The sequence below is a fragment of the Nonomuraea endophytica genome, from assembly GCF_014203235.1.
Taxonomy (GTDB): domain Bacteria; phylum Actinomycetota; class Actinomycetes; order Streptosporangiales; family Streptosporangiaceae; genus Nonomuraea; species Nonomuraea endophytica.
This window is the reverse complement of sequence record NZ_JACHIN010000012.1, coordinates 221,125-245,991: the sequence shown is the minus strand read 5'-3', so window position 1 is coordinate 245,991 and position 24,867 is coordinate 221,125. Positions and strand designations below refer to the sequence as shown.

Annotated in this window: 26 protein-coding genes; 23 read left to right on the top strand and 3 right to left on the bottom strand. The window is 72.6% G+C overall.

All coding sequences use genetic code 11. The features are described 5' to 3' along the window. Positions 1-45: 45 nt before the first annotated feature. Genes HNR40_RS37590 through HNR40_RS37530 form a run of 13 tightly spaced genes read left to right on the top strand, consistent with a single transcriptional unit; the run spans position 46 to position 12,945 of the window. Positions 46-1,059, top strand: coding sequence for a Gfo/Idh/MocA family protein (locus HNR40_RS37590; protein ID WP_184970056.1), 1,014 nt, complete (start codon positions 46-48; stop codon positions 1,057-1,059). Further along, positions 1,056-2,012: a Gfo/Idh/MocA family protein gene (locus HNR40_RS37585; protein ID WP_184970054.1), complete on the top strand. Its 957-nt coding sequence runs from the start codon at positions 1,056-1,058 to the stop codon at positions 2,010-2,012. Before HNR40_RS37590 ends, HNR40_RS37585 begins: the two co-directional genes overlap by 4 nt. Beyond that, positions 2,009-2,866, top strand: a complete 858-nt coding sequence (locus HNR40_RS37580; RefSeq protein ID WP_184970052.1) for a fumarylacetoacetate hydrolase family protein — start codon at positions 2,009-2,011, stop codon at positions 2,864-2,866. Before HNR40_RS37585 ends, HNR40_RS37580 begins: the two co-directional genes overlap by 4 nt. Next, positions 2,863-4,413, top strand: a complete 1,551-nt coding sequence (locus tag HNR40_RS37575) for an ABC transporter substrate-binding protein (RefSeq protein ID WP_184970050.1) — start codon at positions 2,863-2,865, stop codon at positions 4,411-4,413. The genes HNR40_RS37580 and HNR40_RS37575 overlap by 4 nt, the downstream gene beginning before the upstream one ends. Continuing rightward, positions 4,413-5,372, top strand: coding sequence for an ABC transporter permease (locus HNR40_RS37570; protein ID WP_184970048.1), 960 nt, complete (start codon positions 4,413-4,415; stop codon positions 5,370-5,372). Before HNR40_RS37575 ends, HNR40_RS37570 begins: the two co-directional genes overlap by 1 nt. Further along, positions 5,369-6,238, top strand: a complete 870-nt coding sequence (opp4C, locus tag HNR40_RS37565) for an oligopeptide ABC transporter permease (protein WP_184970046.1) — start codon at positions 5,369-5,371, stop codon at positions 6,236-6,238. The genes HNR40_RS37570 and opp4C overlap by 4 nt, the downstream gene beginning before the upstream one ends. Then, positions 6,235-7,212 carry an ABC transporter ATP-binding protein gene (locus tag HNR40_RS37560; RefSeq protein WP_184970044.1) on the top strand — a complete coding sequence of 326 codons (978 nt, stop codon included), beginning with the start codon at positions 6,235-6,237 and terminating at the stop codon, positions 7,210-7,212. Before opp4C ends, HNR40_RS37560 begins: the two co-directional genes overlap by 4 nt. Beyond that, positions 7,209-8,222 carry an ABC transporter ATP-binding protein gene (locus HNR40_RS37555; RefSeq protein WP_184970041.1) on the top strand — a complete coding sequence of 338 codons (1,014 nt, stop codon included), beginning with the start codon at positions 7,209-7,211 and terminating at the stop codon, positions 8,220-8,222. The genes HNR40_RS37560 and HNR40_RS37555 overlap by 4 nt, the downstream gene beginning before the upstream one ends. Then, complete coding sequence (locus tag HNR40_RS37550) at positions 8,182-8,613, top strand: RidA family protein (RefSeq protein WP_184970039.1); 432 nt, start codon at positions 8,182-8,184, stop codon at positions 8,611-8,613. The genes HNR40_RS37555 and HNR40_RS37550 overlap by 41 nt, the downstream gene beginning before the upstream one ends. Continuing rightward, positions 8,603-10,162 carry an N-acyl-D-amino-acid deacylase family protein gene (locus tag HNR40_RS37545; protein ID WP_184970037.1) on the top strand — a complete coding sequence of 520 codons (1,560 nt, stop codon included), beginning with the start codon at positions 8,603-8,605 and terminating at the stop codon, positions 10,160-10,162. Before HNR40_RS37550 ends, HNR40_RS37545 begins: the two co-directional genes overlap by 11 nt. After that, on the top strand, positions 10,159-11,022 hold the full coding sequence (locus tag HNR40_RS37540) for an IclR family transcriptional regulator (RefSeq protein ID WP_184970035.1): 864 nt from the start codon (positions 10,159-10,161) through the stop codon (positions 11,020-11,022). The genes HNR40_RS37545 and HNR40_RS37540 overlap by 4 nt, the downstream gene beginning before the upstream one ends. Positions 11,023-11,047: 25 nt before the next feature. Then, the gene (locus HNR40_RS37535) at positions 11,048-11,875 is read left to right on the top strand and encodes an amidohydrolase family protein (RefSeq protein ID WP_184970033.1); all 828 of its coding nucleotides are present in this window, start codon (positions 11,048-11,050) and stop codon (positions 11,873-11,875) included. Next, positions 11,872-12,945, top strand: coding sequence for an alanine racemase (locus tag HNR40_RS37530; protein ID WP_184970031.1), 1,074 nt, complete (start codon positions 11,872-11,874; stop codon positions 12,943-12,945). The genes HNR40_RS37535 and HNR40_RS37530 overlap by 4 nt, the downstream gene beginning before the upstream one ends. Here HNR40_RS37530 and HNR40_RS37525 read toward each other — a convergent pair. Further along, entirely contained in the window at positions 12,888-13,367 is a 480-nt protein-coding gene (locus HNR40_RS37525) for a hypothetical protein (protein ID WP_184970029.1), read from the bottom strand. The genes HNR40_RS37530 and HNR40_RS37525 overlap by 58 nt on opposite strands. A gap of 66 nt (positions 13,368-13,433) precedes the next feature. Here HNR40_RS37525 and HNR40_RS37520 point away from each other — a divergent pair, with 66 nt between their 5' ends. Further along, on the top strand, positions 13,434-14,249 hold the full coding sequence (locus HNR40_RS37520; protein WP_184970027.1) for an SDR family NAD(P)-dependent oxidoreductase: 816 nt from the start codon (positions 13,434-13,436) through the stop codon (positions 14,247-14,249). Here HNR40_RS37520 and HNR40_RS37515 read toward each other — a convergent pair. Next, a complete protein-coding gene (locus tag HNR40_RS37515; protein WP_184970025.1) occupies positions 14,236-14,838 on the bottom strand; it encodes a TetR/AcrR family transcriptional regulator in 603 nt (200 codons plus the stop codon). The two genes, HNR40_RS37520 and HNR40_RS37515, sit on opposite strands and share 14 nt — an antisense overlap. A gap of 86 nt (positions 14,839-14,924) precedes the next feature. After that, on the bottom strand, positions 14,925-16,487 hold the full coding sequence (locus HNR40_RS37510) for an FAD-dependent monooxygenase (protein ID WP_184970023.1): 1,563 nt from the start codon (positions 16,485-16,487) through the stop codon (positions 14,925-14,927). Between the two features lie 128 nt (positions 16,488-16,615). Here HNR40_RS37510 and HNR40_RS37505 point away from each other — a divergent pair, with 128 nt between their 5' ends. The 9 genes from HNR40_RS37505 (at position 16,616) to ptsP (ending at position 24,790) form a co-directional block, all read left to right on the top strand. Continuing rightward, complete coding sequence (locus HNR40_RS37505) at positions 16,616-18,199, top strand: exo-alpha-sialidase (protein WP_184970021.1); 1,584 nt, start codon at positions 16,616-16,618, stop codon at positions 18,197-18,199. A gap of 128 nt (positions 18,200-18,327) precedes the next feature. Further along, positions 18,328-19,089 (top strand): DeoR/GlpR family DNA-binding transcription regulator, encoded by a 762-nt coding sequence (locus HNR40_RS37500; RefSeq protein ID WP_184970019.1) that lies wholly within the window; start codon positions 18,328-18,330, stop codon positions 19,087-19,089. Beyond that, positions 19,086-20,093 carry a 1-phosphofructokinase family hexose kinase gene (locus tag HNR40_RS37495; protein ID WP_184970017.1) on the top strand — a complete coding sequence of 336 codons (1,008 nt, stop codon included), beginning with the start codon at positions 19,086-19,088 and terminating at the stop codon, positions 20,091-20,093. Before HNR40_RS37500 ends, HNR40_RS37495 begins: the two co-directional genes overlap by 4 nt. A gap of 2 nt (positions 20,094-20,095) precedes the next feature. Beyond that, the gene (gene mtlA, locus HNR40_RS37490) at positions 20,096-21,196 is read left to right on the top strand and encodes a mannitol-specific PTS transporter subunit IIC (protein WP_184970015.1); all 1,101 of its coding nucleotides are present in this window, start codon (positions 20,096-20,098) and stop codon (positions 21,194-21,196) included. After that, positions 21,193-21,501: a PTS sugar transporter subunit IIBC family protein gene (locus tag HNR40_RS37485; protein WP_184970013.1), complete on the top strand. Its 309-nt coding sequence runs from the start codon at positions 21,193-21,195 to the stop codon at positions 21,499-21,501. Before mtlA ends, HNR40_RS37485 begins: the two co-directional genes overlap by 4 nt. Further along, complete coding sequence (locus HNR40_RS37480; protein ID WP_184970011.1) at positions 21,494-21,910, top strand: PTS mannitol transporter subunit IIA; 417 nt, start codon at positions 21,494-21,496, stop codon at positions 21,908-21,910. The genes HNR40_RS37485 and HNR40_RS37480 overlap by 8 nt, the downstream gene beginning before the upstream one ends. After that, positions 21,907-22,902, top strand: coding sequence for a zinc-dependent dehydrogenase (locus HNR40_RS37475; RefSeq protein ID WP_184970009.1), 996 nt, complete (start codon positions 21,907-21,909; stop codon positions 22,900-22,902). The genes HNR40_RS37480 and HNR40_RS37475 overlap by 4 nt, the downstream gene beginning before the upstream one ends. A gap of 12 nt (positions 22,903-22,914) precedes the next feature. Further along, a complete protein-coding gene (locus tag HNR40_RS37470) occupies positions 22,915-23,193 on the top strand; it encodes an HPr family phosphocarrier protein (RefSeq protein ID WP_184970007.1) in 279 nt (92 codons plus the stop codon). Continuing rightward, a complete protein-coding gene (ptsP, locus tag HNR40_RS37465) occupies positions 23,186-24,790 on the top strand; it encodes a phosphoenolpyruvate--protein phosphotransferase (RefSeq protein WP_184970005.1) in 1,605 nt (534 codons plus the stop codon). The genes HNR40_RS37470 and ptsP overlap by 8 nt, the downstream gene beginning before the upstream one ends. Positions 24,791-24,867: the final 77 nt, after the last annotated feature.

Genomic DNA, 24,867 nt, shown 5'->3' with positions numbered 1-24,867 from the left:
CGTCAACCCTTGACATTGGCCTGGGCACGCACGAAGGATGCACGCATGGAAAGAGGTTCCACGTCGGTGGGCGTGCTCGTGATCGGTGCGGGCGCCATCGCCGACCAGCACGTCGCCGCGTTATCCAGCGATCCACGAGGGCGGCTGGCCGGCTTCGTCGACACCAGCGCCGCACGCGCCGGACAGGCCGCGCGGGCCCAGGGCGGCGTCCCCTGGACCACCGATCTGGCCGAGGCGCTCGCCTGGCCCGGCGTCGACGCCTGCGTCCTGTGCACCCCCAACGACACCCACGACGAACTCGCCGCCCGCGTCGCCGCGGCCGGCAAGCACCTGCTGGTGGAGAAGCCGCTGGCGACCACCGTCCCGGCGGCCCGCAAGACCGTCGAGGCCTTCGCCGCCGCCGGCCGTACCCTTTCCGTCGCGCACTCGCACCGCTTCTACGACTACGCCCGCACCGTCCACGGCGAGATCGCCTCCGGCGCGCTCGGCCGCCCTCTCCTGGTACGGCTGGCGCTGCTCGGCGGCTGGATCTGGCCCGACTGGCGTACCTGGGTGATCGACCGCGAACGCTCCGGCGGCCACGCCCTGCACAACGGCGTCCACCTGCTCGACCTGGTGACCTGGTGGATCGGCGACGAGCCGGTCAGCGTGTACGCCAGAGGCCAGCGCAGGACCGCCGCCGAACTGGACGTCCACGACCACCTGGAGATGGTCGTCACCTACGCCGGCGGCGCCACCGCGATCTGCGAGATGAGCCGCGCCCACCGGCCCGCGAGCCTGAGCGCCCGCGACGTCGTCGTCCAGGGCACCGAGGGCCTGCTGACGATGGAGTGGGACGGCGAGGGCGTGCTGCTCGCCGACGAACGCGGCACCCACCTGGCCGCGGAGGGCCCGGCCGCGGGCTTCGCCGCCCAGATGTCGGCCTGGCTCGACACCGTCACCGGCACCGCGAGCACCGGGGTGGCCGGGGACGAGGCCCTGCTCGCGGTGGCGATGGGCGTCGCCGCCGAACGCTCGATGGAACTCGGCCGCCCGGTGTCTCTGGAGGAGGTCCGATGAGGGTTCTCGACGTCCTGCTGATCGGCGAGTACGGCCTCGGCCACCAGAACCACCAGCGCGACATGTACGCCCCCGCCTTCGAGGCGCACCCGGGCTTCCGCGTCACCGGCCGGGCCGAGGCGGACGACCCGCTCGACCGGCCGGACGCCGACGTCGTCAGCGTCTGCGTGCCGTACGAGCGGCGCGTCGAGGTGGTCACCCGCGCTCTGCGCGCCGGGAAGCACGTGCTGGTCGACAAGCCGATGGCGCTGACCGCCGCCGAGTGCGCGCGGATCGCCGAGGCGGCCGCGGGCACCGGCCTGGTCTGCCTGCCCGCCCACCACCAGCGCTTCCAGCCCGCGGTCAGGGTGGCTCGGGAGGCGATCGCCGCCGGCAAGGTCGGGCTGCCGTGGAACGTGCAGGCCGACTTCCTGGTCGCGGGCGGCGGCGCGGTCTGGCCGCTGGGCGAACTGCTCAACTTCGCCCCTTACGCCACCGACGCCATCCACGCGATGACCGCCCTGCCGGTCACCGCCGTCTACGCCACCGGCGGCCCCCGCTTCCAGGACGGCCCCTCCCAAAACAGCTCCTTCCAGGACGGACCTGAGGATCTGGTCACGCTCTGCCTCACCCATGAGCGCGGGATGACCAGCACCGTCGTGGCGGGCCGTACACCGGCGATGCCGGGAGCGGGCGGCCTGTCGCTGCACCGCTACCGCGTCGCGGGCTCCCACGGCACTCTGCTGGCCGACGCCAACCGCCCGGCCGCGCGCGTGCTGACCACCACCGGGACACCGCGCGGCACGTGGGCCGGGCCGTCCACCGTCGACCGCATGCTCACCGAACTGCACACCGCCGTCGTCACCGGCCGACCCGCCGAGCTCGGCCCAGCCGACGCGGTGGCCGCGTTGCGCGTCGTCGAGGCCGCCCGCCGCTCACTGGCGTCCGGCCAGGTCGAGGAGGTCCTGCCGTGAAGCTGCTCACCTACCGCCACGACGGCGCGGTACGGCACGGCCGCCTCCTGGACGGCGACGTGATCGAGGAGTGGGGCGAAGGCGACCTGACGAACTGGCTGGCCGGATCCCAGGAACGGAACCTGGCGACCGTGCCGCTGTCGGCCGTCGAGGTCCTCACCCCGTTGCTGAACCCCGGAAAGCTGCTCGGCGTCGCCGCCAACTACCAGGACCACGTGGCGGAGGCCGGCGCCGAACCGCTGGACAAGTCCCGGCTGGCGCCCCGGCTGTTCCTCATGCCGCCGACCGCGCTGCTGGCCCACGGCCGCCCGATCCCGCTGCCGTCGGTCAGCACGCGGGTGGACTGGGAGGCCGAACTGGCCGTCGTGATCGGCCGCACCGCCAAGGACCTGGACGCGGAGACGGCGCTGGACGCGGTGGCCGGGTACTGCGTGGCCAACGACGTCTCGGCCCGCTCGGTCGACTACGGCTACCCGCGTGACCTCGACGACCCGGCCGTGCGCTTCTTCGACTGGCTGGCCGGCAAGTGGCTGGACGGCTTCGCGCCGCTGGGGCCGTACCTGGTCACCGTGGACGAGGTCGGGGACCCGCAGGCGCTCGACGTCGAGCTGCGCGTGAACGGCCGCGTCAGGCAGCGCGGCTCGACCAAGAACATGATCTTCAAGGTGGCGGAGCTGGTGGCCTTCGCCTCCCGTCTGATGACGCTGAGCCCGGGGGACGTGCTGATGACCGGCACCCCGGCCGGCGTCGGCGCCACCACGGGGGAGTTTCTCGCCGCGGGCGACGAGGTCTCGGTCTCGATCTCCGGCCTCGGCACGCTGGTCAATCCCGTCTCGCCCATGGAGCCCTCATGATCCGTCCGCTCGGCGTGCTGGCCGCCGCCGTCCTCGTGCTCGCCACCGGCTGCTCCGACCCAACCAACTCCGGCGCCAAGACCGCGCAGGGCAGCAGCGCGCTCAGCGTGTACCTCTACCAGAAGCCCAAGCGCTTCAGCCCGCTGGACCCGCTCACCGGCCCCGACCAGCAGGTCATGCAGCTCGTCTACGACAACCTGCTGACCGTCAACGACCGCTACGAGTACGAGCCGCGCCTGGCCGAGCGCTGGGAGGTCACGCCCCGCAAGGTCGTCTTCCACCTGCGCAAGGGCCTGAAGTGGAGCGACGGCGCGCCGTTCTCCAGCAAGGACGTGCTGTTCACCTACAAGCTGCTGGCCGACGCCAAGCTCGGCAGCGCCATGGCCGGCAAGCTCGCCGGAGCCGCCTTCGAGGCCCCCGACGCGGACACGTTCGTCATCAATCTGGCCAAGCCGAACGTGGGCTTCCTCAGCCTGCTGGCCGGGCCGTTCGGGTTCGTGCTGCCGGAGCACGTGCTCGGTTCCGTGCCCGCCGCCCAGCTCACCGGGCACGCGTTCTTCAACAAGCCCACGGCCGGCATGGGCCCGTACACGTTCGTGCAGTACAAGACCGACCAGTACGTGGAGCTGGCCGCCAACCCGAACTACCGCAAGCCGGTGTCCATCCCCAAGATCTTCCTCAAGCCGGTCAGCTCCGACGTGGCGACCGCGCAACTGGGCACCGGCGAGATGGACCTGGTCCAGATCTCCCCCACCGACCTGCAGGCGGTCGGCGCGCTCAAGGGCGTGACGGTCGCGGGCAAGCCCAGCCCCGGCTTCCTCAGGATGGCCGTCGACCAGACCGACAAACGCTTCGCCGACCCCCGGGTACGGCAGGCCATGCTCCACGCCATCGACAGGAAAGCGCTGGTCGACAAGCTCCTCGCGGGCAAGGGCCGGGTGCAGAACTCCTCGTTCGTCGCCGCCTGGGCCCTGCCGGAGACGCTCGCCGGCTACGCCTACGACCCGGCCAAGGCCAAGACGCTGCTGGCCGAGGCGGGCTGGGACGCGTCCAAGCCGGTGACGCTGTCGTGGATCCCCGGCCAGCGCGACCGCGACGCCGCCGCGACCGTGGTGCAGAGCTCGCTGGCCGCGGCCGGGGTGAAGGTCGAGCTCAAGCAGGTCCAGGCGGCCCAGCTGCTGCAGTCGTACGAGGATCACAGCTTCGACCTGGCGTTGTTCGGCGGCGGCACCTACGCCGTCGATCCCTCCAGCAGCGTGCCCATCCTCGGCTGCGGCGCCTTCTACCCGACCGGCGGCAACATCAGCTCCTTCTGCGACAAGTCGCTGGACGAGCTGACCGCCGAGGCCGACGGCATCTCCGACCAGGACGAACGCGCCGGTCTCTACCGCAAGGCAGCCGAGAAGGACAACGCGCAGGTGCCGTACCTGTGGCTGTACAACCCGGACACCCTCTGGGCGAGCAGCGCCCGGCTGCGGGGCTTCAAGCCGAGCGGCGACTTCGTCTCCGGGTTCTGGAACGCCGACGAGTGGACCCTGGCCGGCTGATGCTCGCCTTCCTCGTGCGCCGGCTCCTGGTCAACGCCGCCGTCTTCCTGCTCATCAGCGTGGGGGTGTTCGTCCTGGTCCAGTCGGTCCCCGGCGACCCCGTCCTGATGATGGTCAACCCGGAGCAGTTGCAGTCGGGCGGGCCGGAGTTCCTCGCCGCCAAGCGCGCCGAGCTGGGGCTGGACGCCCCGGCCTTCGTCCGCTACCTGATCTGGCTGGGCGACGCGCTGGGCGGCGACCTCGGCTACTCCTTCGTCAGCCGCCGGCCCGTGGCCGACGTGCTGCTGGAGCGGGTGGGCCCCACGGTGCTGCTCATGTCCACGGCCCTGGTCATCGGGCTGCTGCTGGCGGTGGCCGTCGGCACCCTGGCCGCCGTGCGGCGCAACACCGCGGTGGACTACGCCGCCACCGCGGCGAGCCTGGGCACCATCTCGGTGCCCAGCTTCTTCCTCGGCATCGCGGCGATCTACGTGTTCGCGCTCAAGCTCGGCTGGGTGCCCTCATCGGGCATGTCCACACCGGGCGACGGAAGCGGGGCCGACGTCCTGGCCCATCTGGTGCTGCCCGCCGCGATTCTCGGACTGTCGATCGCGGGGCCGTTCACCAGGTACGTGCGCGCCGGACTGCTGGCCGAGCTGGGCGCCGACTACGTGCGCACGGCGGAGGCGAAGGGCGCCGGCCCCGGCCGGGTGCTGCTGCGGCACGCGCTGCGCAACGCGCTCATCCCGCTCATCACCGTCGTCATGATCTACGTCCCGCAGCTGCTGGCCGGAGCCGTGGCCCTGGAACAGGTCTTCGCCTGGCCGGGCATGGGCCAGCTCGCGGTCAGCTCCATCGGCCAGCTCGACCATCCGGTGGTGATCGGGTTCGCGATGTTCATCGCGGTGCTCGTGCTGATCTGCAACCTCGCCGCCGACCTGCTCTACGCGGTGGCCGACCCGAGGATCAGCCTGTCATGACCACGCAGATCATCCCCCGCTCCCCCGCCCGGCTGGCCGCCAGGCGCTTCCGCCGCAACCGGATGGCGCCGGCCGGCGCGGTCTTCCTCGCCGTGATCGTGCTCATGGCGCTGGCCGCGCCGCTGGTCAGCGGGCACGACCCGAACGCGGTGGACCTGTCCGCCTTCCGCGAGCCGCCCTCGGCCGCGCATCTGCTCGGCACCGACTCATCGGGACGTGACGTCTTCGCCAGGCTCGTCCACGCCGGGCGGGTCTCGCTGCTGGTCGGCCTGATGTCGGCGCTGGCGGCGGTCGTCCTCGGCGCGCTGCTGGGGGCGCTGGCCGGCATGTTCGGCGGCCTGCTCGACGCGGCCGTCATGCGGGTGGCCGACGTGGTGCTGTCCTTCCCCTCGCTGGTCGTGGTCGTCGTGCTGGCAGGCGTCCTCGGCCCCAGCACCGCGATGCTGGTGGTGGTCTTCGCCGCCTGCAACTGGCCCACCGCCTGCCGCGTGGTGCGCGGGCTCACGCTGGCGCTGCGCGAGCAGGAGTACGTGCAGGCCGCGCGGGCCTTCGGCGCCGGCCGGCTGACCATCGTCTTCCGCCACGTGCTGCCCGCCGTGCTCTCCCAGGTGGCGGTGGTCGGCACGCTGCTGGTGGCGCAGATGATCCTGCTGGAGGCGGTGCTGTCCTTCCTCGGGCTCGGCGTCCAGCCGCCCCAGGCGAGCTGGGGCAACATGCTGAACGACGCCCAGAGCCTCACCCTCATCCAGACCATGCCGTGGCTGTGGCTGCCGCCCGGCCTGGCGATCGCGCTCACCGTGCTGGCGGTCAACTTCGTCGGCGACGGCCTGCGCGACGCCGTCGACCCGAAGGGTGCCCGCGCATGAGCCCGCTGCTGCAGGTGGACGACCTGGCCGTGGAGTTCCCCACGGAGGACGGCGTGGTACGCGCCGTGGACGGCGTCAGCCTCGACGTACGGCCCGGCGAGATCCTGGGCGTCGTCGGCGAGTCCGGCTCGGGCAAGAGCGTCACCGCCATGTCGGCGCTCGGCCTGATCAGGCCGCCGGGCCGGATCGTGCGCGGCTCGGTGACCTTCGACGGCGAGGACCTGCTGGCGCTCCCGGCCCGCAGGCTGCGCCGGATCCGCGGCCGCCGCATCGCCATGATCTTCCAGGACCCGATGACCGCGCTCAACCCGGTGGTGCCGGTCGGCGCGCAGATCGCCGAGGCGATCAGGCTGCACCAGCCGCGCCTGTCACGCGCCGCCGTCCGGGCCAGGGTCCTGGAGCTGCTGACCGCCGTCGGCATCGCCAACCCGGCCGACCGGTACGGCAGGCATCCCCACGAGTACTCCGGCGGCATGCGCCAGCGCGCGATGATCGCGATGGCCATCGCCAACGAGCCGGACCTGCTCATCGCCGACGAGCCCACGACCGCGCTCGACGTGACCATCCAGGCGCAGGTGCTCGGCCTGCTGGACACCGCCAGGCGCGAGGCGGGGGCGGCGGCCATCCTCATCACCCACGACCTCGGCGTGATCGCCGAACTGGCCGACCGGGTCGCGGTCATGTACGCGGGCCGGGTCGTCGAGCACGGCGACGTGCACCAGATCTTCGCCGCGCCCCGGCACCCGTACACGGCCGGTCTGCTGGCCAGCCGGCCGCGGCTCGAAGGGACCGGCGAGCTGAAAGCCATCCCTGGCAGCCCGCCGAACCTGCTGGCGCCGCCGCCCGGCTGCGCGTTCCAGCCCCGGTGCGGGCTGAGCGACGGGCGGGCGGCGTGCCGTACGGACCGGCCGGAGGCCGCGGTGGTCGGGCCCGGCCACCGCTCGGCCTGCCACTACCACGAGGAGCTGGTGTGAGCGAGCCCTTGCTGTCCGTCGAGGGCCTGGTGAAGCACTTCCCGATCCGGTCGGGGGTGCTGCGCAGGCAGACCGGGGCGGTACGCGCCGTGGACGGGGTCGATCTGGCGCTGCACGCCGGCCGTACCCTGGGGCTGGTCGGGGAGTCAGGCTGCGGCAAGACCACGACGGGCCGGCTGGTCGTACGGCTGGCCGAGCCCACCGCCGGCCGCATCGTGTACGAGGGCCGGGACCTGGCCAAGCTCTCCCCCGCCGAGCTGCGCCCGCTGCGCGGCGAGATCCAGATCGTCTTCCAGGACCCGTACTCGTCGCTGTCGCCCCGGCTGACCGTGCACGAGATCGTCGCCGAGCCGCTGCGTTCCCAGGGCCGCTACCGCGACGGCGGCCGGGAGCGGGTGGCCGAGCTGCTGGACATGGTCGGGCTGCTGCCCGAGCAGGCCAACCGCTACCCCCACGAGTTCTCCGGCGGGCAGCGCCAGCGCATCGGCATCGCCAGGGCGCTGGCGCTGGGCCCGCGCGTGCTGGTGCTGGACGAGCCGGTCTCCGCGCTGGACGTCTCCATCCAGGCGCAGGTGGTCAACAAACTGGCGGAACTGCAGCGGGAGCTCGGCCTGGCGTACCTGTTCATCTCGCACGATCTTTCAGTCGTGCGGCACGTGTGCGACCGGGTTGCGATCATGTATCTCGGCCGGGTCGTGGAGGAGGGCGAGCGCGAAGAGGTCTTCCGGCGGCCCGCCCACCCCTACACCAGGGCCTTGATCTCCGCGGTGCCCATCTCGGACCCGTCAGCGCGCGGCGACCGGGAGCGGATCGTGCTCACCGGAGACGTGCCCAGTCCGGCGGATCCGCCGTCGGGCTGCCACTTCCGTACCCGCTGCTGGAAGGCCCAGGAGCGGTGCGCGGCCGAGGCGCCGGCGCTGACCGGGGCCGACCACCGCGTCGCCTGCCACTTCCCCGAGGAGAACCCCGATGCTCGACTCCCTGCCCGACACGCCGCCGACTCCCGCTGAGCCGGTGACCATCGAACTGGTCCGCCGCGACGGCGACACGCTGTTCGCCTCCGGCCAGGTCGCGATGGCGGGAGACACGCTGGTCGCCACCGGGCCCGTCACCGACCTGGACACCGCCCGGCACTGCGCCTGGCAGTGCGCCCGTAACCTCATGGCCGCGGTCCAGCAGCACACGGGCTCGCTGGACGACGTCCACGCGGTGAAGCTGACCGTCTACGTGGCGAGCGCGCCCGGCTTCACCGAGCAGCACCTGGTCGCGCACGCCGCCTCACAGCTGGTCCTCCAGGTGCTGGGCCCCGAGCGCGGCCGGCACGCACGGGCCGCGATCGGCGTGGCCGCCCTGCCACTCGGCAGCCAGGTCGAGGTCGAGGGCGTCTTCCGTGTCGGCTGACCATGGGCTCACCGACGCGCCGCCAACCGGAAGGCGCGCCGACATGGTGCTGACCGGCGGGACGCTGGTGGACGGCACCGGCGCGCCGGCGCGTCCGGCCGACGTCGAGGTGACGGGGGCGCGGATCAGCGCCGTCCGCCCGCCCGGCGCCGGCCGCGCCGCCCGCGTCCTGGACGTCACGGGCCGCGTGATCTGTCCCGGCTTCGTGGACGTCCACAGCCACTCCGACCTGGCCCTGCTGGCCAACCCCAAAGCCCACAGCAAGGTACGGCAGGGCGTCACCACCGAGATCGTCGGCAACTGCGGCCTGGGCGTGACCCCGGCCGCCGACCAGAAGGCACTCAGGGCCGCCGTCGCCTTCATCGACCTCGACCCGGCGCTGCCCTGGCCAAAGGGCGGCACCGCCGGCCACCTGCGTGCCCTGGAGGCGGCCGCCCCGTCCCTGAACGTCGCCACCCTCACCGGCCACCTCCCGCTGCGCGCCAGCGCCGTGGGCTTCGCCAACCGCCCCGCCACCCCCGCCGAGCTGGGCACGATGCGCGAGGAACTGGCCCGCTCGCTGGAGGAGGGCGCGCTGGGCCTGAGCACCGGCCTCATCTACGCCCCCGCCAGCTACGCCACCGAGGCGGAACTCACCGCGCTGGCCGAGGTGGTCGCGGAGGCGGGCGGCGTCTTCGCCTGGCACCTGCGCGACTACACCGACACGCTGACCGAGTCGGTGGCCCAGGCGGTACGCGTGGCAGAAGCCACCGGCTGCGTCACCCAGATCTCCCACCTGGCCGCGGTGGGCCGCCGCAACTGGGGCGCCGTGGCCAAGGCGCTCGACCTCATCGCCGACGCCCCGGTCCACGTGGACGTCTACCCGTACCTGGCCGGCAGCGCGAACCTGTCCCAGCTCCTGCCAGGCTGGGCCCACGAGGGCGGCAGGACACAGGAACGCCTGGCCGAACCGGGCGCCCGCGACCGCGTACTCGCAGGTTGGGAAGGCCGCTGGTGGGACTGGCCGGACATCCTCGTCGACGGCCACCCGCTGGAGTCCGGCGAACAGGCGCTCGACCTCATCGCCGAGCACGGCAACACGGTCACGATGGTCGCCTTCGGACGCTGCGAGGAGGACCTGCTGACCGTCCTGCGCCACCCCGCGACCATGATCGGCTCGGACGGCTTCGCCCTCGACCCCGCCGGCCTCACCGGTGGCGCCACCCCGCACCCGCGCTCCTACGGCTGCTACCCAAGGCTGCTCGCCCGCTACGTCCACGAGGGCGCGCTCACGCTGGAGGAAGCCGTGCGCAAGAGCACCGGCCTGCCCGCCGAGGTCTTCGGCCTCGACGGCCGCGGCCTGATCGAGGAGGGCGCGGCGGCCGACGTGCTTGTCCTCGACCCCGGCACGCTCAATGATCTGAGCACGTTCGACCGACCACACCAGTTCCCGTCAGGGGTGGAGCTCGTCCTGGTGAACGGCGTCGCCGTCGTGGAGAGCACAGGCCACACGGGCGCCGGACCGGGCCAGGTGCTACGCGCCCGCGGCCAGATCGGAGTCAGCGCATGAAGAGAGGCACCGAGAAGCGGAGCATCGACGAGGACAAGCCCGCGGCGGCCAACTACCACGCGCACGCACTCGCGCGCGGCCTGGCCCTGCTGGAACGGCTGGCCACCAGCCGCCACCCGGTGACCCTGTCGGAACTGTTCGAGGAGACCGGGCTGCCCAAGAGCACGCTCGTCCGGCTGCTGTCCGTGCTGGCCGAGACCGAGTACGTGGTGCGCGTGGACGATCGGCCGTCGTTCCGGCTCGGCCACAAGGTGCTCGACCTATCCACCGCCTACGTCTCCACGCTCGACGCGGGCGCCTCGGCCCGCGGGCACCTGGCCGAGCTGGCCAAGCGGACCGGGCAGACGGCCAACCTCGGCGTCCTGGACGGCACACAGGTGCTCCACCTGTGTGTCGAGGAGCCGGATCGGCCCATCAGGTACATGTCCATGAGCGGCTCGCGCGACGACACGCACGCCACCGGGCTCGGCAAGCTGCTGCTGTCCCGGCTGGAGGAGGGTGAGCTGCCGGAGTTCCTGCCCGCGGAGCCGTACCGGAGGAGGACGGAACACACCCGCACCACCTTCGCCGAGCTGCTCGCGGATCTGCGCGTCACCCGCGAGCGCGGCTACGCCTTCGACGACAACGAGAACAGCATCGGGCTGCGCTGCCTGGCCATCCCGCTGGAGGCGGGCGGCGAGGTCCTGGCGTCGCTGAGCGTCTCGGGGCCGGCCGGGGAGCTCGAACCGGCCCGCCACGAGGCGCTGCTCACCGAACTGCGCGCCACCGCCGCCGTCATGCTCGCCGACCACGAGCTGGTGACGGCCCTGCGCGTGGTGACCCGCTCACTGCTACCCGCGCCAGAGGGACGAAGCCGATGACCGACGTGTGGAAAGGACGGGGCCGATGATCGATGTGCACACCCATTGCATGCTCGCCGAAGACTGGGGGTGCGAGTGGGACGACCACTGGCGGCCGGTGTACGGCGGGCCCTGGCAGGACGTGACCCCCGAGGACTACGACCGGGCGATGACCGGGGTGCGGGCGGCGTTCGTGTTCGGCATCCGGGCCACCTCGGCGGGCGTGGCCACCTCCAACGAGCACGTGGCCCGCTTCTGCGCCGACACCCGTACCGAGACGGTCGGCTTCATGGCACTCGACCCCACCGACCCCGACGTGCTGGAGCAGCTCGCCGACGGGGTGGCGCGCGGGCTGCGCGGCATCAAGCTCTACCCGGTGCTGGCCCACTTCGATCCGCGCGACCCCGCCCACGACCCGTTCTACGCCGCCGCCGCGACGGCCGGACTGGTGGTGCTGTGGCACATGGGCGCCACCCCGAGCCCCGCCGGCGACCTGGACGTCACCAACCCGCTCACCGTGGACGCCGTCGCCCGCCGCCATCCGGAGCTGACACAGATCATCGCGCACATGGGCCATCCCTGGCAGCGCGAGACCATGATCGTGCTGCGGAAGAACCGGCGGGTGTTCTCCGACGTGTCGGCGAGCTGGGCCAGGCCGCTGGACGGGTACCTGTCGCTGGTGCGCGCCCAGGAGTGGGGGGTGGCGGACAAGCTGCTGTTCGGATCCGACTTCCCGCTGTGGACGCCGGACGAGGCGGTCAAGGGCCTGCGTTCGCTGACCGGCATCCGGGTGCCCGGCCTGGAGGGCGTGCGGCCGGAGACCCTGGACGCGCTGCTCGACGCCGACCCGCGCGCGCTGCTGGGGCTCGCATGAAGATCCCGCTCGATGAGCTGCCCACGCCCGCGCTGCTGATCGACCTGGCCAAGCTGGAGCGCAACCTCGCGGACATGGCCGGGCTGGCCGCCGCCGCGGGGGTGGCGCTGCGCCCGCACTTCAAGGCGTCCAAGTGTGTCGAGGTGGCGCGGCGGCAGCTCGGCCACGGCGCGACGGGGTTCACCTGTGCCACGATGGGCGAGGTCGAGGCCCTGCTGGAGGCGGGGATCGAGGATCTGGTCTGGGCGCACCAGCCGGTCGGGCCCGCCAAGGTGCGGTTCGCGGTGCGTACCGGGGTGACGGTGTCGCTCGACTCGGTGGCCGCCGCCGAGCCGCTGGCCGCCGCCGCACGGGCCGCGGGGGTGCGGCAGCCGTACCTGCTGGAGGTGGACACCGGGATGGGGCGGGCGGGCGTCGCGCCCGCCGATGCGGTGCGGACGGCCGCTCAGCTGGAACGGCTGGGCGGGCTGAGCCTGCGCGGCGTGCTCACGCACGAGGGCCATCTGATGACTTACCTGGGCGATCCGGGCGGGCGGGAGAAGGCCGGGCGGCGGGTCGGCGAGACGATGGCGGGCGTGGCGGCCGACCTGCGCGCGGCCGGGCACGACTGCGCGGTCGTCTCGGTGGGTTCGACGCCGGGGGCGGCAAGTGCGCCGTTCGTGCCCGGGGTGACGGAGGCGCGGCCCGGCACCTACGTCTTCTACGACGGCAACCAGGTGGCGCTCGGCACCGCCGAGGAGTCCCGGTGCGCGCTGACCGTGCTGACCCGGGTGGTGAGCGTGCCTCGGGGCGAGGATCTGGCGATCGTCGACGCCGGGCTGAAGGCGATGAGCTCCGACGCGTCGGTCAGGGGCAGTGGGTTCGGCGCCGTGCTGGGTGTGCCCGGCGTCGCGTTCGGCAAGGCCAACGAGGAGCACGGCTATCTCACCGGAGCGGGCGGCCTGCGGGTCGGGTCGCTGGTGTCGGTGCTGCCCAACCACGGCTGCGGGGTGGTGAACATGTGGAGCGGCGCCTACGTCGTCGAAGACGGCTTCGCGGTGGAGCGCTGGCCCATCACCGGCCGCCACTGAAACGCGATGACGGCGCCGCCGAGCGCCAGCAGCCCGGCGCCCGTGCCGACGACCATGCTGGAATGCGCGATCCAGCGCTCGCCGCCGGGCAGGCGCGTGGCGGTGACCCGCTGCGGGCCGGTCCGCCCGTCGTGGTCCACGAACGTGAGATCCGTGCGACGCCGGGGGCTGAAGGGGGGAACGGCCTCGCGGTGGGCGCGTAACGCCGCCAGTTCGGCCCGGCGGACGGCCGCGTCGTTGGCGCGCAGTTGTGCCGGGCTCTCGCCGTCGCAGTGCCAGACCGCGCCGCCCTTGACCATGACCGAGCGGCACTCGATCCGGGTGAACTCCTGCGTCTCCAGCCCGAACGCGCCGGTCCCGACGGCGATTACGCCGACCCCCAGCGCCGCCGCGACCGCTCCGGCCGCCACCATTCCTCGCATGACGCCTTCACCCTACGGCGCGAAACCCGTTGGCGGCGGGCCGCGGCGGCTGGGCATGATGACGGGATGATCGACACCGGACTGCAAGGACGCGTGGCCCTCGTGACGGGCGCCAACCAGGGGATCGGGGCCGCCGCCGCGGTCGCGCTGGCCGGGCAGGGGGTGGCGGTCTTCCTGACGTACAAGCGGCTGGAGCCGGTGGACCACCCGGCCTTCCCCGCCCAGTACGACGTGCTGCGCGCGGCGAGCGCCGACGAGGTGGTCGAGCGGATCCGGCTGGCGGGCGGGGTGGCCGAGTCGGCGGAGGCGGACCTGTCCGACCCGGAGGCGCCCCGCGCGCTCTTCGAACGGGCCGAGGAGACGCTGGGCCCGGTGGAGATCCTGGTCAACAACGCCACCGGCTGGATCGGCAACACCTTCGAGCCGCGCGCCACCGACGACCTCGGCCGCCCGCTGCTGCTGGTGGACGCGGCCGGCCACGACCGGCAGTTCGCCGTGGACGCGCGGGCGGCGGCCCTGCTGATCGCCGAGTTCGCCACCCGCCACATCGCGCGGGAGGCGAGCTGGGGGCGGATCATCGGCCTCACGTCGGGCGGTCCAGACGGCTTCCCCACCGAGGTCTCGTACGGCGCCGCGAAAGCGGCCCAGGAAAATTACACGATGTCGGCCGCCCACGAACTCGGCAAGTACGGCATCACCGCCAACATGGTCTACCCGCCGGTCACCGACACCGGGTGGATCAAGAAGGAGGACGAGGAGACGCTGCGCGGGCTCAGCCCGCTGGGACACATCGCGCGGCCGGAGGACGTGGCTGACGTGATCACGTTCCTCGCCTCCGAGCAGGCCCGGTGCGTCACCGGCCAGCTCGTCAGGATGCGCTGAACGGCCTGCCCAGCGCGGGCAGCACCAGCCGGTCGACGATCGCGGCCAGCTCGTCGCCGGTGGGCGTCACGCCGTTGATCAGGTGCTGGACGGTGATCAGCGCCGGGCCCGCCGCGCACACCTCGGGCGACACGGCGGCCGCGCCGATCTCCCCGCGCTCGACGGCCCGGCGCAGGCTCTGCTCGATCGCGACCAGGTGCGGGCGCAGCAGCCGGTCCCGCAGCGTCGCCACCAGCTCGGGGTGCCTGGCGCCCTCGCCGACCACCGCCCCGAGCGCGGCGCCGAGGTCACCGGCCAGGACCTGCTCGGTCATCCGGCGGAAGTGGACCAGCAGATCCTCACGGAGGTCACCGGTGTCCACCGGGCCGCCGCCGGCCGACAGCGCGTCGGCCAGCGCGTCGAGCACCAGCGCCTCCGGCGTGTCCCAGCGCCGGTAGAGCGGCATCCGGCCGGAACCGGCGCGGGCGGCGATGCCCTCCATCGTGAGCCGCCGGAACCCCACCTCGGCCAGCTCGGCCAGCACCGCCGCGTAGATCGCGTCCAGCAGGGCCTGCCCGCGCCGCCGCGCCTTCTTCACCTGCTCGGACACGCGGACTCTCCTCTCGGGCAGCGGCCGGCCGCACTCGGGCATTGTCCCGCATCCTCGCCCGTCTCCCGTGTACGGCCGGCCGCCCCTCACCCGAGCACCCTGGCCAGCACGGACTTCAGCGTCCTGGCCGGCTCGGGGTCACCGGCGGGCGAACGCCAGGCGATGTGCCCGTCGGGCCTGACCAGCACCGCGCCCCCTGGCCTGATCCCGTACCGGTGGTGGAAGAGGCCGTCGAGGTCGGTGAGGTCGCCGCCGAAGCGGTGCGCGACCAGCCCGCCGACTTCCTCAGCCGCCTCCGTCCAGGCCGGGTCGTCGGTGAGCAGCACGAACGAGCCGCCGAACAGGTCCACGGTGGACCGTTCGACACCGTGACGCTCGATGAGCAGGTGCGGAGCCCGCGTGCCCGGCCGCCCGGTGGGACGGCGGGGGTCCTCAAGCGACTCCCCATCCGGATGCCGCGGGTTCGGGTCTTCGGTCAGGATCGCGGACGAGCGGTAGACCTGGCCCATCGCGACCGTGGCGTGGTCGCGGGGGCGTTCTGCCTCCTCGGCCGCCGCGTGGAACCAGGACATCCTGCGCAGCGAGTCGTCCATGCTGATCCTGGCCACCGGCAGGCGTTCCTGTTCGTAGGTGTCGAGGAGGGTGGTTCCGGCGCCGCCGTACAGGGTGGCGGCGAGTTTCCAGGCGAGGTTGTGGGCGTCGAGCACGCACGCCTGACCGGCGAAGCCGCCGGTGGCCGGCCAGGCGTGCGCGGCGTCGCCGACCAGGAAGATCCGGCCCTCGCGAAAGCGGGTCGCGATCAGGGCGGTGATGCGCCAGCGCTGGACGTGCAGGATCTCGGGCTCCAGGCCGGGCAGTCCGACGGCGGCGGTGACCAGTTCGGCGCAGCGTTCGTCGGTGAAGTCCTCGATCCGGTCGCGCGAGGGGTCGAAGTCGATGCCGTAGCCCCAGCGGTTCAGCGCGCGGACGTGCAGGTCGCCGTGGCCGGACGTGAGGCAGATCCGGACGTGCCGTCCGCGCAGCGCCGCGCCGAGGTCGGCCCTGAACAGGACGCCGAGCCGTTCCACCAGGTGGCCGGGCCCCGATCTGGTGATGCCGAGGCGCTCCCTGATCGGGCTGCTGTCTCCGTCGCAGGCCAGCAGGTACGCGGCGCGGACCGTGGTCGTGGCGCCGTCGCCCCGGTCGCGGACCACCGCCGTGACGCCGTCGTCGTCCTGCCGGAACTCCAGCAGTTCCGTGTGGTACCTGACGTCCGCGCCGAGCTCGACTGCCCTGGCCCGCAGCAGCGGCTCGAACTGGTCCTGGTCGAGGATCGCGCCCGGCGCCGGGGTGTACGGCCCGAGGTCGGCGTCCTCCCGGATGTCGGGGTTGCTGGCGATCTCCGCCCCGGCCAGCGTCTCGGCCCTGATGAACCGGCCCTCCCTGCCCTCGAACTCGTCGAGCGCCCGGAGGTCCCGCTCCAGCCCCGCCTGCCTGAGCACCTCCATCACGCGGGGGAACAGGCCGCTGAGCCGGGGGTGCGGTGAGTGGTCGGCGTGCCGTTCGACCAGCAGGCAGGGGACGCCCTGGAGGGAGAGGAAGAGCGCGGCGGACAGCCCGCTCATGCCGCCGCCCACGATCAGGACGGGTACTTCGTGTCGTGCCGTCATGTCGCTCCTTTAGGTACATTGGTGCCTCTAATTAAGAGACAGTAGCGTACCCAGAACATGGAACAACCTTTCACGTTGACATGGAACGATATTTCGCGTTCGATCGCGGCAACCCCCCAGGAGGTTGTATGTTCCTCAAGGCGTTAGCCGTCGCCACCCTGCTCCTGACCAGCACGCCGGACGTGCAGATCATCAGCCCCGACAACAGCACCTGCCGCCCGTGGGACCCGGCCCTGACCAGGGAGCAGAACGAAACCGTCGAGTGCCCCTGGTTCCCGTCCATCACCACGCTCGCCAACGGCGACCTCTACCTCGCCTACAGCTGGAGCGTCTCCCACTCCCACTCGGGCGCGATCGCCGCCCGGCGCAGCACCGACGGCGGCCAGACCTGGTCAGCCCAGCAGATCATCGCGAGCGACCCGGACCCGCTGACGGTCGACGTGAAAGAGCCCAGCCTCACCGTCCTGCGCGACGGCACCCTGCTGATGGCCTATTACGACTACCGGCCTTCACGCGGCAACCGCCGCCAGGTCTACGTCAAGCGCTCCACCGACAACGGCGTCACCTGGTCGGCGCCGATCCTGCCGCCCAGCCTCATGTACGACAGCGGCAAGGCCAGCGTCGCCGTCAACGGCGAGATGGTCGAGCTCGACAACGGCGACATCCTCCTCCCCGTGTACGGCTACCGCCACTACTCCGGCTCCCTCGGCGGCTCCGGCGCCCACGTCCTGCGCAGCCGGGACGGCGGCCTGACCTGGGCCAAGGCCGACGAACGCGTCGCCATGTGGGAAGGCCCCGTCTACGTCGCCGGCACCACCATCGGGTACGCCGAGCCCGCCCTGGCCAACCTGGGCGGCGGCCACGTGATGATGGTGGCCAGGACCTCCAACAACGGTGACGTGATGCGCGTCAGCCACTCCTACGACGGCGGCGACACCTGGAGCACCCCGGTCAACGAGACAACACTCAAGGGCCACGCTCCGCACCTGCTCAAGCTGCGCGGCGGCAGCCACCTGCTGACGTACGGCGACCAGTCGGCGACCTGGGTCGGCGGCCGCCCCGTGGCCGGGCGCATGTACATCGACTCGCGCGGGTGGTCCGCCACCCAGAGCCAGCTCATCTACCGCAACCCCGGCATCTTCTCCGACATGAGCTACCCGGGCAGCGTCCAGCTCGCCGACGGCCGCGTCCTCACCGTCTACTACGACCGGGGCCAGGGCATCCTGGGCGGCAACTACATCACGCCCACCCCCGACCGGCTCGACCTGGCCGCGCTGCACCAGGCCGGCACGCTGACCGTCTCCACCGACCTCACCCACACCGCGCCGAGCAGGCCGTCGATGGGACCGCTCGGGCCGATCGACGGCGACCTCACCTACTGGCACGCCGCCGGCGCCGGTACGGCCGCGCCGCCCGCCCGTTACTGGCAGGCCGATCTCGGCGGGCCGTACCCGATCACCGGGGTGGGGGTCGTGCTCAAGCCCGGCTACCACGAGTCGGCCAAGGTCGAGGTGTCGGCGACCGGGTCGGGCGACTGGCAGCAGGTGCGCGCGTACACGATGGCCCGCACCGACACGCTCGACTGGACCACGCTGGCGGCGCCGCGCGAGGCCAGGTACGTGCGGGTGACCATCACCGACACCTCCGGCAACGGCCATGCGATGCTCACCGAGGTGGCGGTCCGCGTCGCCCCGACAGGCTTCACCGGCTAGCAAGAAGAACCGAGGGCGCGCGATCCGACCAGGATCGCGCGCCTTTTTCTCTGCACAGACCTTGACGAACAATACGTACGGGTCTAAAACAAAGTGAAACAACACGGAAACGGCGGTGAATCAACAGCATGTACGCCGAGGAGCGCCAGCAGGAGATCCTGCGCAGGGCGCGCGAGGCCGGTCGCGTGGACGTAGTGGCCCTGGCCGAGAGCTTCGACGTCACGACGGAGACCGTCCGCCGCGACCTCACCGTGCTGGAGCGGGCCGGCGTGCTGCGCCGCGTGCACGGCGGGGCGATCCCGGTCGAACGACTCGGCTTCGAGCCCGCGCTGGCCGCCCGCGACGAGGTGATGACCGCCGAGAAGGAACGCATCGCCAAGGCCGCGCTCGCCGAACTGCCCGACGACGGCTCCGTGATCATCGACGCGGGCACCACGACCGGCCGTCTGGCCCAGGTGCTGCCGGCCGACCGGGAGCTGACCGTGGTCGTGAATTCTCCGCCGCTGGCCACGGTTCTGGCCACCCGGAACAACCTGACCGTGATCATGCTGGGCGGCCGGGTCCGCGGGCGCACGCTGGCCACGGTCGACGACTGGGCGCTGCGGCCGCTGGGCGACCTGCACGTGGACGTGGCGTTCATGGCCACCAACGGCTGCTCGGTCACCAAGGGCCTCACCACGCCCGACCCGGCCGAGGCGGCGATCAAGCGGGCGATGATCGCGGCCGCCGAGCGCAGCGTGCTGCTGGCCGACCACACCAAGTTCACCAGCACCTACTTCTCCCGCTTCGCCACGCTGAACGAGATCGACGTGGTGATCACCGACACCGGCCTCGACCCGGCCACCGTCGCGGACCTGTCGCAGGCGGGGCTTGAGGTGGTACGCGCATGATCCTCACCCTGACGCTCAACCCGAGCCTCGACCGCACCATAGAGGTCGGCGAACTGACCCGTGGCGCGGTGATCAGGGCGGGAGCGGCCAGGCTCGACCCCGGCGGCAAGGGCGTGAACGTCTCCCGCGCCCTCCTCGCCAACGGCGTCGTCTCGTGCGCGGTGGTGCCGTTCGGCGGCGACGAGGGCAGACGGCTCATCCACCTCCTGGCCGACGAGGGCCTGGAGATGGTGATGGTCCCGGTCAGGGGCGCCACCCGCTCGAACGTGGCCCTGGCCGAACCCGACGGCACCGTCACCAAGATCAACGAACCCGGCACCGCGCTGTCGGCCGACGAGCTCGACACCGTCGCCGAGGCCGTCCTGTCCGCCGCGCACTCGGCCGACTGGGTCGTCGCCTCCGGCAGCCTGCCGCCGTCGGTCCCCCAGGACGTCTACGCCGTGCTCTGCCGCCGCTTCACCGGCGCGGGCATCCACGTGGCCGTCGACACCAGCGGCCCCGCCCTCATGGCCGCGGTCGCCGCCGGTCCCGCGCTGGTCAAGCCCAACCGCGACGAACTCGCCGACGTGACCGGCCGCCCGATCACCACCCTGGGCGACGCCGTGGAGGCCGCGGAGAAGCTGCGCGCCGCCGGCGCGCGCTCGGTGCTGGCCAGCCTCGGCGCGGCCGGCGCCGTCCTCGTCGCGGAACACGGTGTCTGGTACGGCGACTGCCGCGTCGAAGAACCGCGCAGCACGGTAGGCGCCGGCGACGCCATGCTGGCCGGCTTCCTCGCCCACCTCTCCCGCTCAGCCCACCTCTCCCGCTCAGCCCGCCGGGACGACTCACCCGGAGACGCGCTCCTGGCCGATCCACTCGCCTGCGAACGCGCTTTACGCGAGGCCCTGGCCTGGGCCGCCGCCGCCGTCGAGCTGCCCGGGAGCCGCATGCCCCACCCGTCCGACATCCGCCGCGACCGTGTCCGGCTGCTTCCCGCAGATCCGTCCACCCCCCTGGGAGAGTAACCATGGCCGACACCTACACCCCTCCGGTCACCGGGACCGGCGTCAAGGCCACCATCCAGCGCATCGGAGGCTACTTAGCGGGCATGATCATGCCGAACATCGGCGCGTTCATCGCCTTCGGCCTCATCACGGCCCTGTTCATCCCGACCGGCTGGCTGCCGAACGAGGACTTCGCCAAGCTCGTCACCCCGATCATCAGCACCCTGCTCCCAATCCTCATCGGCTACACCGGCGGCCGGATGGTCCACGGCCAGCGGGGCGCGGTGGTCGGCGCGGTCGCGACCGTCGGACTGATCGTCGGCGCGACCATCCCCATGTTCCTGGGCGCGATGATCATCGGCCCGCTGGCCGCGTACGTGCTCAAGCTGGTGGACGGGTTCACCGAGGAACGCACCAAGGCCGGCTTCGAGATGCTGGTCGACAACTTCACCGCCGGCATCGTGGGCGGCGCGATGGCGCTGCTCGGCGCCTGGGGCATCGGCCCGATCGTCAAGGTCATCACCGACGCGGCAGGTGGCGCGGTCGGGTGGCTGGTCAGCAGCAACCTCCTGCCCGCGGCCTCGCTGCTCATCGAGCCGGCCAAGGTGCTGTTCCTCAACAACGCGATCAACCACGGCGTGCTCGGTCCGCTCGGCGTCGCCGAGGCGGCCAGGACCGGCCAGTCCATCCTGTTCATGCTGGAGTCGAACCCGGGCCCGGGGCTCGGCCTGCTGCTGGCCTTCATGTTCTTCGGCCCCAGGGCCATGCGGCCCAGCACCCCGGCGGCGATCATCATCCACTTCTTCGGCGGGATCCACGAGATCTACTTCCCGTACGTGCTGATGAAGCCCCGCCTGATCCTCGCGGTCATCGTGGGCGGCGCGGTCGGCATCTTCACCTTCATCATCACCGGCTCCGGCCTCGTGGCTCCGCCCTCGCCGGGCAGCATCTTCGCCTACCTCACGGTGACGCCCAGGGGCGGCTGGCTCGGGGTGGGCGCCGGCATCCTGCTGGCGACCGCGGCCAGCTTCATCATCGCCGCGCTCCTGCTCGGCTTCGGGCGGGGCGAGCGGAACGAAGAAGACAAGAAAGACGGAGACACAGAAGAGGTCGCAACGGCATGAGCAGCATCGACAGCAAGGACATCCGCAAGATCGTGATCGCCTGCGACGCCGGCATGGGCAGCAGCGTCATGCTCGCCACCACCGTGCGCAAGCAGCTCAAGGGCACCGGCGTCCTGGTGGAGCACACCCCAGTCAACTCCATCCCCGACGACGCCGACGTGGTGCTCACCCACGCCGGGCTCGCCGCCCGCGCCCAGGCCGGGGCGCCCGGGAAGGTCATCATCCCCTTCCAGATCTTCCTCGGCGATCCGGCCGTCACCCGGCTCGTCGAGACCATCAAGAACGGCGGGACCGTCGGTGCGTGAGGTGCTGGAGGCGCGAGCCGTACACCTGCACGAGAAGGCGGCGACCCGCGAGGAGGCCGTCGCCCGGTGCGGCGAGGTGCTGGTGGAGATCGGCGCCGTGGCGGCGCCGTACGTGGAGGCCATGCTGGAGCGCGAGCGCTCCATCTCCACCTACGTCGGCGAGGGCGTGGCCATCCCGCACGGCATGTCCAAGGAGCACGTGCTGCGTGACGCGATCTGCGTGCTCCGGTTCCCGGGCGGGATCGACTGGGACGGCGAGCCGGTCACCCTCTGCATCGGCATCGCCGCCAAGGGAGACGGCCACGTGGCGCTGCTGGCCGAACTCGCCGAGATCCTGCTCGATCCCGACCGGGCCCGCACGCTGCGCGAGGCCCCCGACGTAGAAGCCGTCATGAAGGAGCTCACGTGAAGGTCGCCCGCTTCCACGCCCCAGGCGACATCAGGATCGAGGAGGCCCCGCGCCCCGAGGGCGGCCTGGTGATCCGCGTCCGCAACTGCTCGACCTGCGGCACCGACGCGAAGATCTACAAGCACGGCCACCACCACATCGCGCCGCCGAGGGTGATGGGCCACGAGATCGCCGGGGAGGTCGTGGACACCGGCGAACGCGTGCAGGTCATCGCGGCCATCCCCTGCGGCACGTGCGCCGAGTGCCGGCGCGGCCGGATGACGGTCTGCCCGAACCAGGAGTCGATGGGCTACCACTACGACGGCGGATTCGCCGAGTACATGGCGATCCCCGACAAGGTCGTCGCCGTCGGCGGCGTCAACCCGATCCCCAACGGGGTGTCCTTCGCTGAGGCATCGGTGGCCGAGCCGCTCGCCTGCGTGCTCAACGGCCAGGAACTGGCGCGGGTGTCCGACGGTGACGACGTCGTGGTGATGGGCGCGGGTCCGATCGGCTGCCTCCACGTACGGCTGGCGCGCGCCCGCGGCGCGGCCAGGGTCTTCCTGGTCGACGTGAACGCCGACCGCCTGGCCAAGGCCGCCGCCCTGGTCGAGCCCGACGCGGTGATAGACGACGACGCCATCGCCCAGGTGCTCAAGCTGACCGGCGGGCGCGGCGCCGACGTGGTGATCACCGCGGCCGCCTCGGGCGCCGCCCAGGAGCAGGCGCTGCAGATGGCGGCCCGGCAGGGCCGGGTCAGCTTCTTCGGCGGCCTGCCCAAGGACGACCCGATCATCCGGTGCGACTCCAACCTCGTGCACTACCGGGAGCTGACCATCGTCGGGGCGAACGGGTCGAGCCCGGCCCACAACGCCCGCGCGCTGGACCTGATCGCCACGGGACAGGTTCCGGTCGCCGACCTCATCACCCACCGGCTGGGCCTGGACGACGTGCTGGAGGCGATCGCCCTGGTCAGCAGGGGCGAGGCCATCAAGGTCACGATCGAGCCGTGAAGGAGTAGTGACATGGCAGAGCGTACGGTGGCCGTGGCCGCGCAGGCGGGCCTGCACGCGCGACCGGCCAAGCTGTTCGTCCAGGCGGCGATGAAGCTGGGCGTGCCGGTCAAGATCCGCGTCGGATCCGGCAAGGAGGTCCCGGCCAACAGCATGCTGGGCGTGCTGTCACTGGGCGCGGTCCAGGGCACCGAGGTGACGCTGTCGGCCGCCGACGGCCCCGACGGCGAGGCCGCCCTGGACGCGCTGGCCGCCCTGCTGGCTCGCGACCTGGACGCCGCAGATGCCTGACCTGCGGGGATTAGGCGTCAGCCCGGGGCGTACGGCGGGCCCCGTCCTGCTCATGGCCGCCGCGCCCGCGCTCCCGCCCCCCGGCCCGCCCTTGTCCGTCGAGGCCGGGACCGCCGCCGTGGCGGCCGCGCTGTCGGCCGTCGCGGCGGAGCTCGACCGGCGGGCGGGACGGGCCGACGGCGAGGCCCGCGACATCCTGGAGTCGCAGGCCATGATGGCCGCCGACCCCACGCTGCTGGAGACGGCCGAGGAGCACGTCACCGGCGGCATGGACGCTGCCCACGCCCTCGACGCGGCCTTCACCGGCCATCGCGTGGCCCTGGTCGCCGCGGGCGGCTACTTCGCCGAGCGCGCCGCCGACCTCGACGACCTGCGCAACCGCGCCGTGGCCGCCGTGCTGGGCCTGCCGATGCCCGGCGTTCCCGACCCCGGCCACCCGTTCGTGCTGGTCGCCGAGGACCTCTCCCCCGCCGACACCGCCGGGCTGAGCGACGACGTCCTGGCATTGGTCACCGAGAAGGGCGGGCCGACCAGCCACACCGCGATCCTGGCCCGAGGCAAGGGTCTGCCCGCCGTCGTCGCCTGCGCCGGCGCGCTCACGCTGGAGGAGGGCACGCTGGTGAGCGTCGACGGCGCCACCGGCGAGATCCGCACCGGCCTCGACGCCCCGGCCGCCGAGGAGATCAGACGCCAGGCCGAGGCCGAACGCGCCAAGCTCGCCCACAGCCGAGGACCCGGCAAGACCGCCGACGGGCACCCGGTCAAGCTGCTGCTCAACATCGGCTCGGCCGCCGACCTGGCGCCGGAGGCGGAGGGGGTGGGGCTGTTCCGTACCGAGCTGCTGTTCCTGGACCGCAGGACGGCTCCGGGCTTCGATGAGCAGGTGGCCGCGTACGCGGCGGTGTTCAAGGCCGTCCCCGACGCGATCGTCAGGACCCTGGACGCGGGCACCGACAAGCCGCTGCCGTTCCTGGAACTGCCCGTCGAGCCGAACCCGGCGCTCGGCATCCGCGGCCTGCGCGTGGACCGGCTGCGGCCGGACGTCCTGGACACCCAGCTCGCCGCCATCACCGAGGCGGCCCGCGCCACCGGCGCCGAACCCGCCGTGATGGCGCCCATGGTCAGCACCCGGCAGGAGGCCACGCGCTTCGCCGAACGGGCGCGCGCGGCCGGGGTGCGCCGCGTGGGCGTGATGATCGAGGTGCCCGCCGCCGCGCTTCTGGCCGAGGCGATCCTGGCCGAGGTCGACTTCCTCAGCATCGGCACCAACGACCTGGGCCAGTACACCTTCGCCGCCGACCGGCAGCATCCCGCCCTGGCCGACCTGCTCGACCCCTGGCAGCCCGCGCTGCTCAGGCTGGTGGAGACGTGCGCGGCGGCCGGCCTTGCCGCGGGCAAGCCCGTCGGGGTGTGCGGCGAGGCCGCCAGTGACCCGCGCCTGGCGCCGGTCCTGGTCGGGCTGGGCGTGACGAGCCTGTCCATGTCCGCGGTCTGCGTCCCCGCCGTACGCGAGGCGCTGGCCGGGCACACCCTGGAGGAATGCCGGGCCGGCGCCAGAACCGCGCTGCAACGGGACCACGCCACGATCCGCCCCTAGCGCAGGACATGGAGCCGGTCGCGGACCGCCGCGGCGGCGTTGAGGTCGTGCGGGGCGGCGAGCATGGTGGTCCGCTG

Coding starts and splice junctions, on each gene's coding strand:
- HNR40_RS37590 (WP_184970056.1), top strand. CDS start 46: ATGGAAAGAGGTTCCACGTCGGTGGGCGTGCTCGTGATCGGTGCGGGC.
- HNR40_RS37585 (WP_184970054.1), top strand. CDS start 1,056: ATGAGGGTTCTCGACGTCCTGCTGATCGGCGAGTACGGCCTCGGCCAC.
- HNR40_RS37575 (WP_184970050.1), top strand. CDS start 2,863: ATGATCCGTCCGCTCGGCGTGCTGGCCGCCGCCGTCCTCGTGCTCGCC.
- HNR40_RS37570 (WP_184970048.1), top strand. CDS start 4,413: ATGCTCGCCTTCCTCGTGCGCCGGCTCCTGGTCAACGCCGCCGTCTTC.
- opp4C (WP_184970046.1), top strand. CDS start 5,369: ATGACCACGCAGATCATCCCCCGCTCCCCCGCCCGGCTGGCCGCCAGG.
- HNR40_RS37560 (WP_184970044.1), top strand. CDS start 6,235: ATGAGCCCGCTGCTGCAGGTGGACGACCTGGCCGTGGAGTTCCCCACG.
- HNR40_RS37550 (WP_184970039.1), top strand. CDS start 8,182: ATGCTCGACTCCCTGCCCGACACGCCGCCGACTCCCGCTGAGCCGGTG.
- HNR40_RS37540 (WP_184970035.1), top strand. CDS start 10,159: ATGAAGAGAGGCACCGAGAAGCGGAGCATCGACGAGGACAAGCCCGCG.
- HNR40_RS37535 (WP_184970033.1), top strand. CDS start 11,048: ATGATCGATGTGCACACCCATTGCATGCTCGCCGAAGACTGGGGGTGC.
- HNR40_RS37530 (WP_184970031.1), top strand. CDS start 11,872: ATGAAGATCCCGCTCGATGAGCTGCCCACGCCCGCGCTGCTGATCGAC.
- HNR40_RS37525 (WP_184970029.1), bottom strand. CDS start 13,367: ATGCGAGGAATGGTGGCGGCCGGAGCGGTCGCGGCGGCGCTGGGGGTC.
- HNR40_RS37520 (WP_184970027.1), top strand. CDS start 13,434: ATGATCGACACCGGACTGCAAGGACGCGTGGCCCTCGTGACGGGCGCC.
- HNR40_RS37510 (WP_184970023.1), bottom strand. CDS start 16,487: ATGACGGCACGACACGAAGTACCCGTCCTGATCGTGGGCGGCGGCATG.
- HNR40_RS37505 (WP_184970021.1), top strand. CDS start 16,616: ATGTTCCTCAAGGCGTTAGCCGTCGCCACCCTGCTCCTGACCAGCACG.
- HNR40_RS37500 (WP_184970019.1), top strand. CDS start 18,328: ATGTACGCCGAGGAGCGCCAGCAGGAGATCCTGCGCAGGGCGCGCGAG.
- HNR40_RS37495 (WP_184970017.1), top strand. CDS start 19,086: ATGATCCTCACCCTGACGCTCAACCCGAGCCTCGACCGCACCATAGAG.
- mtlA (WP_184970015.1), top strand. CDS start 20,096: ATGGCCGACACCTACACCCCTCCGGTCACCGGGACCGGCGTCAAGGCC.
- HNR40_RS37485 (WP_184970013.1), top strand. CDS start 21,193: ATGAGCAGCATCGACAGCAAGGACATCCGCAAGATCGTGATCGCCTGC.
- HNR40_RS37470 (WP_184970007.1), top strand. CDS start 22,915: ATGGCAGAGCGTACGGTGGCCGTGGCCGCGCAGGCGGGCCTGCACGCG.
- ptsP (WP_184970005.1), top strand. CDS start 23,186: ATGCCTGACCTGCGGGGATTAGGCGTCAGCCCGGGGCGTACGGCGGGC.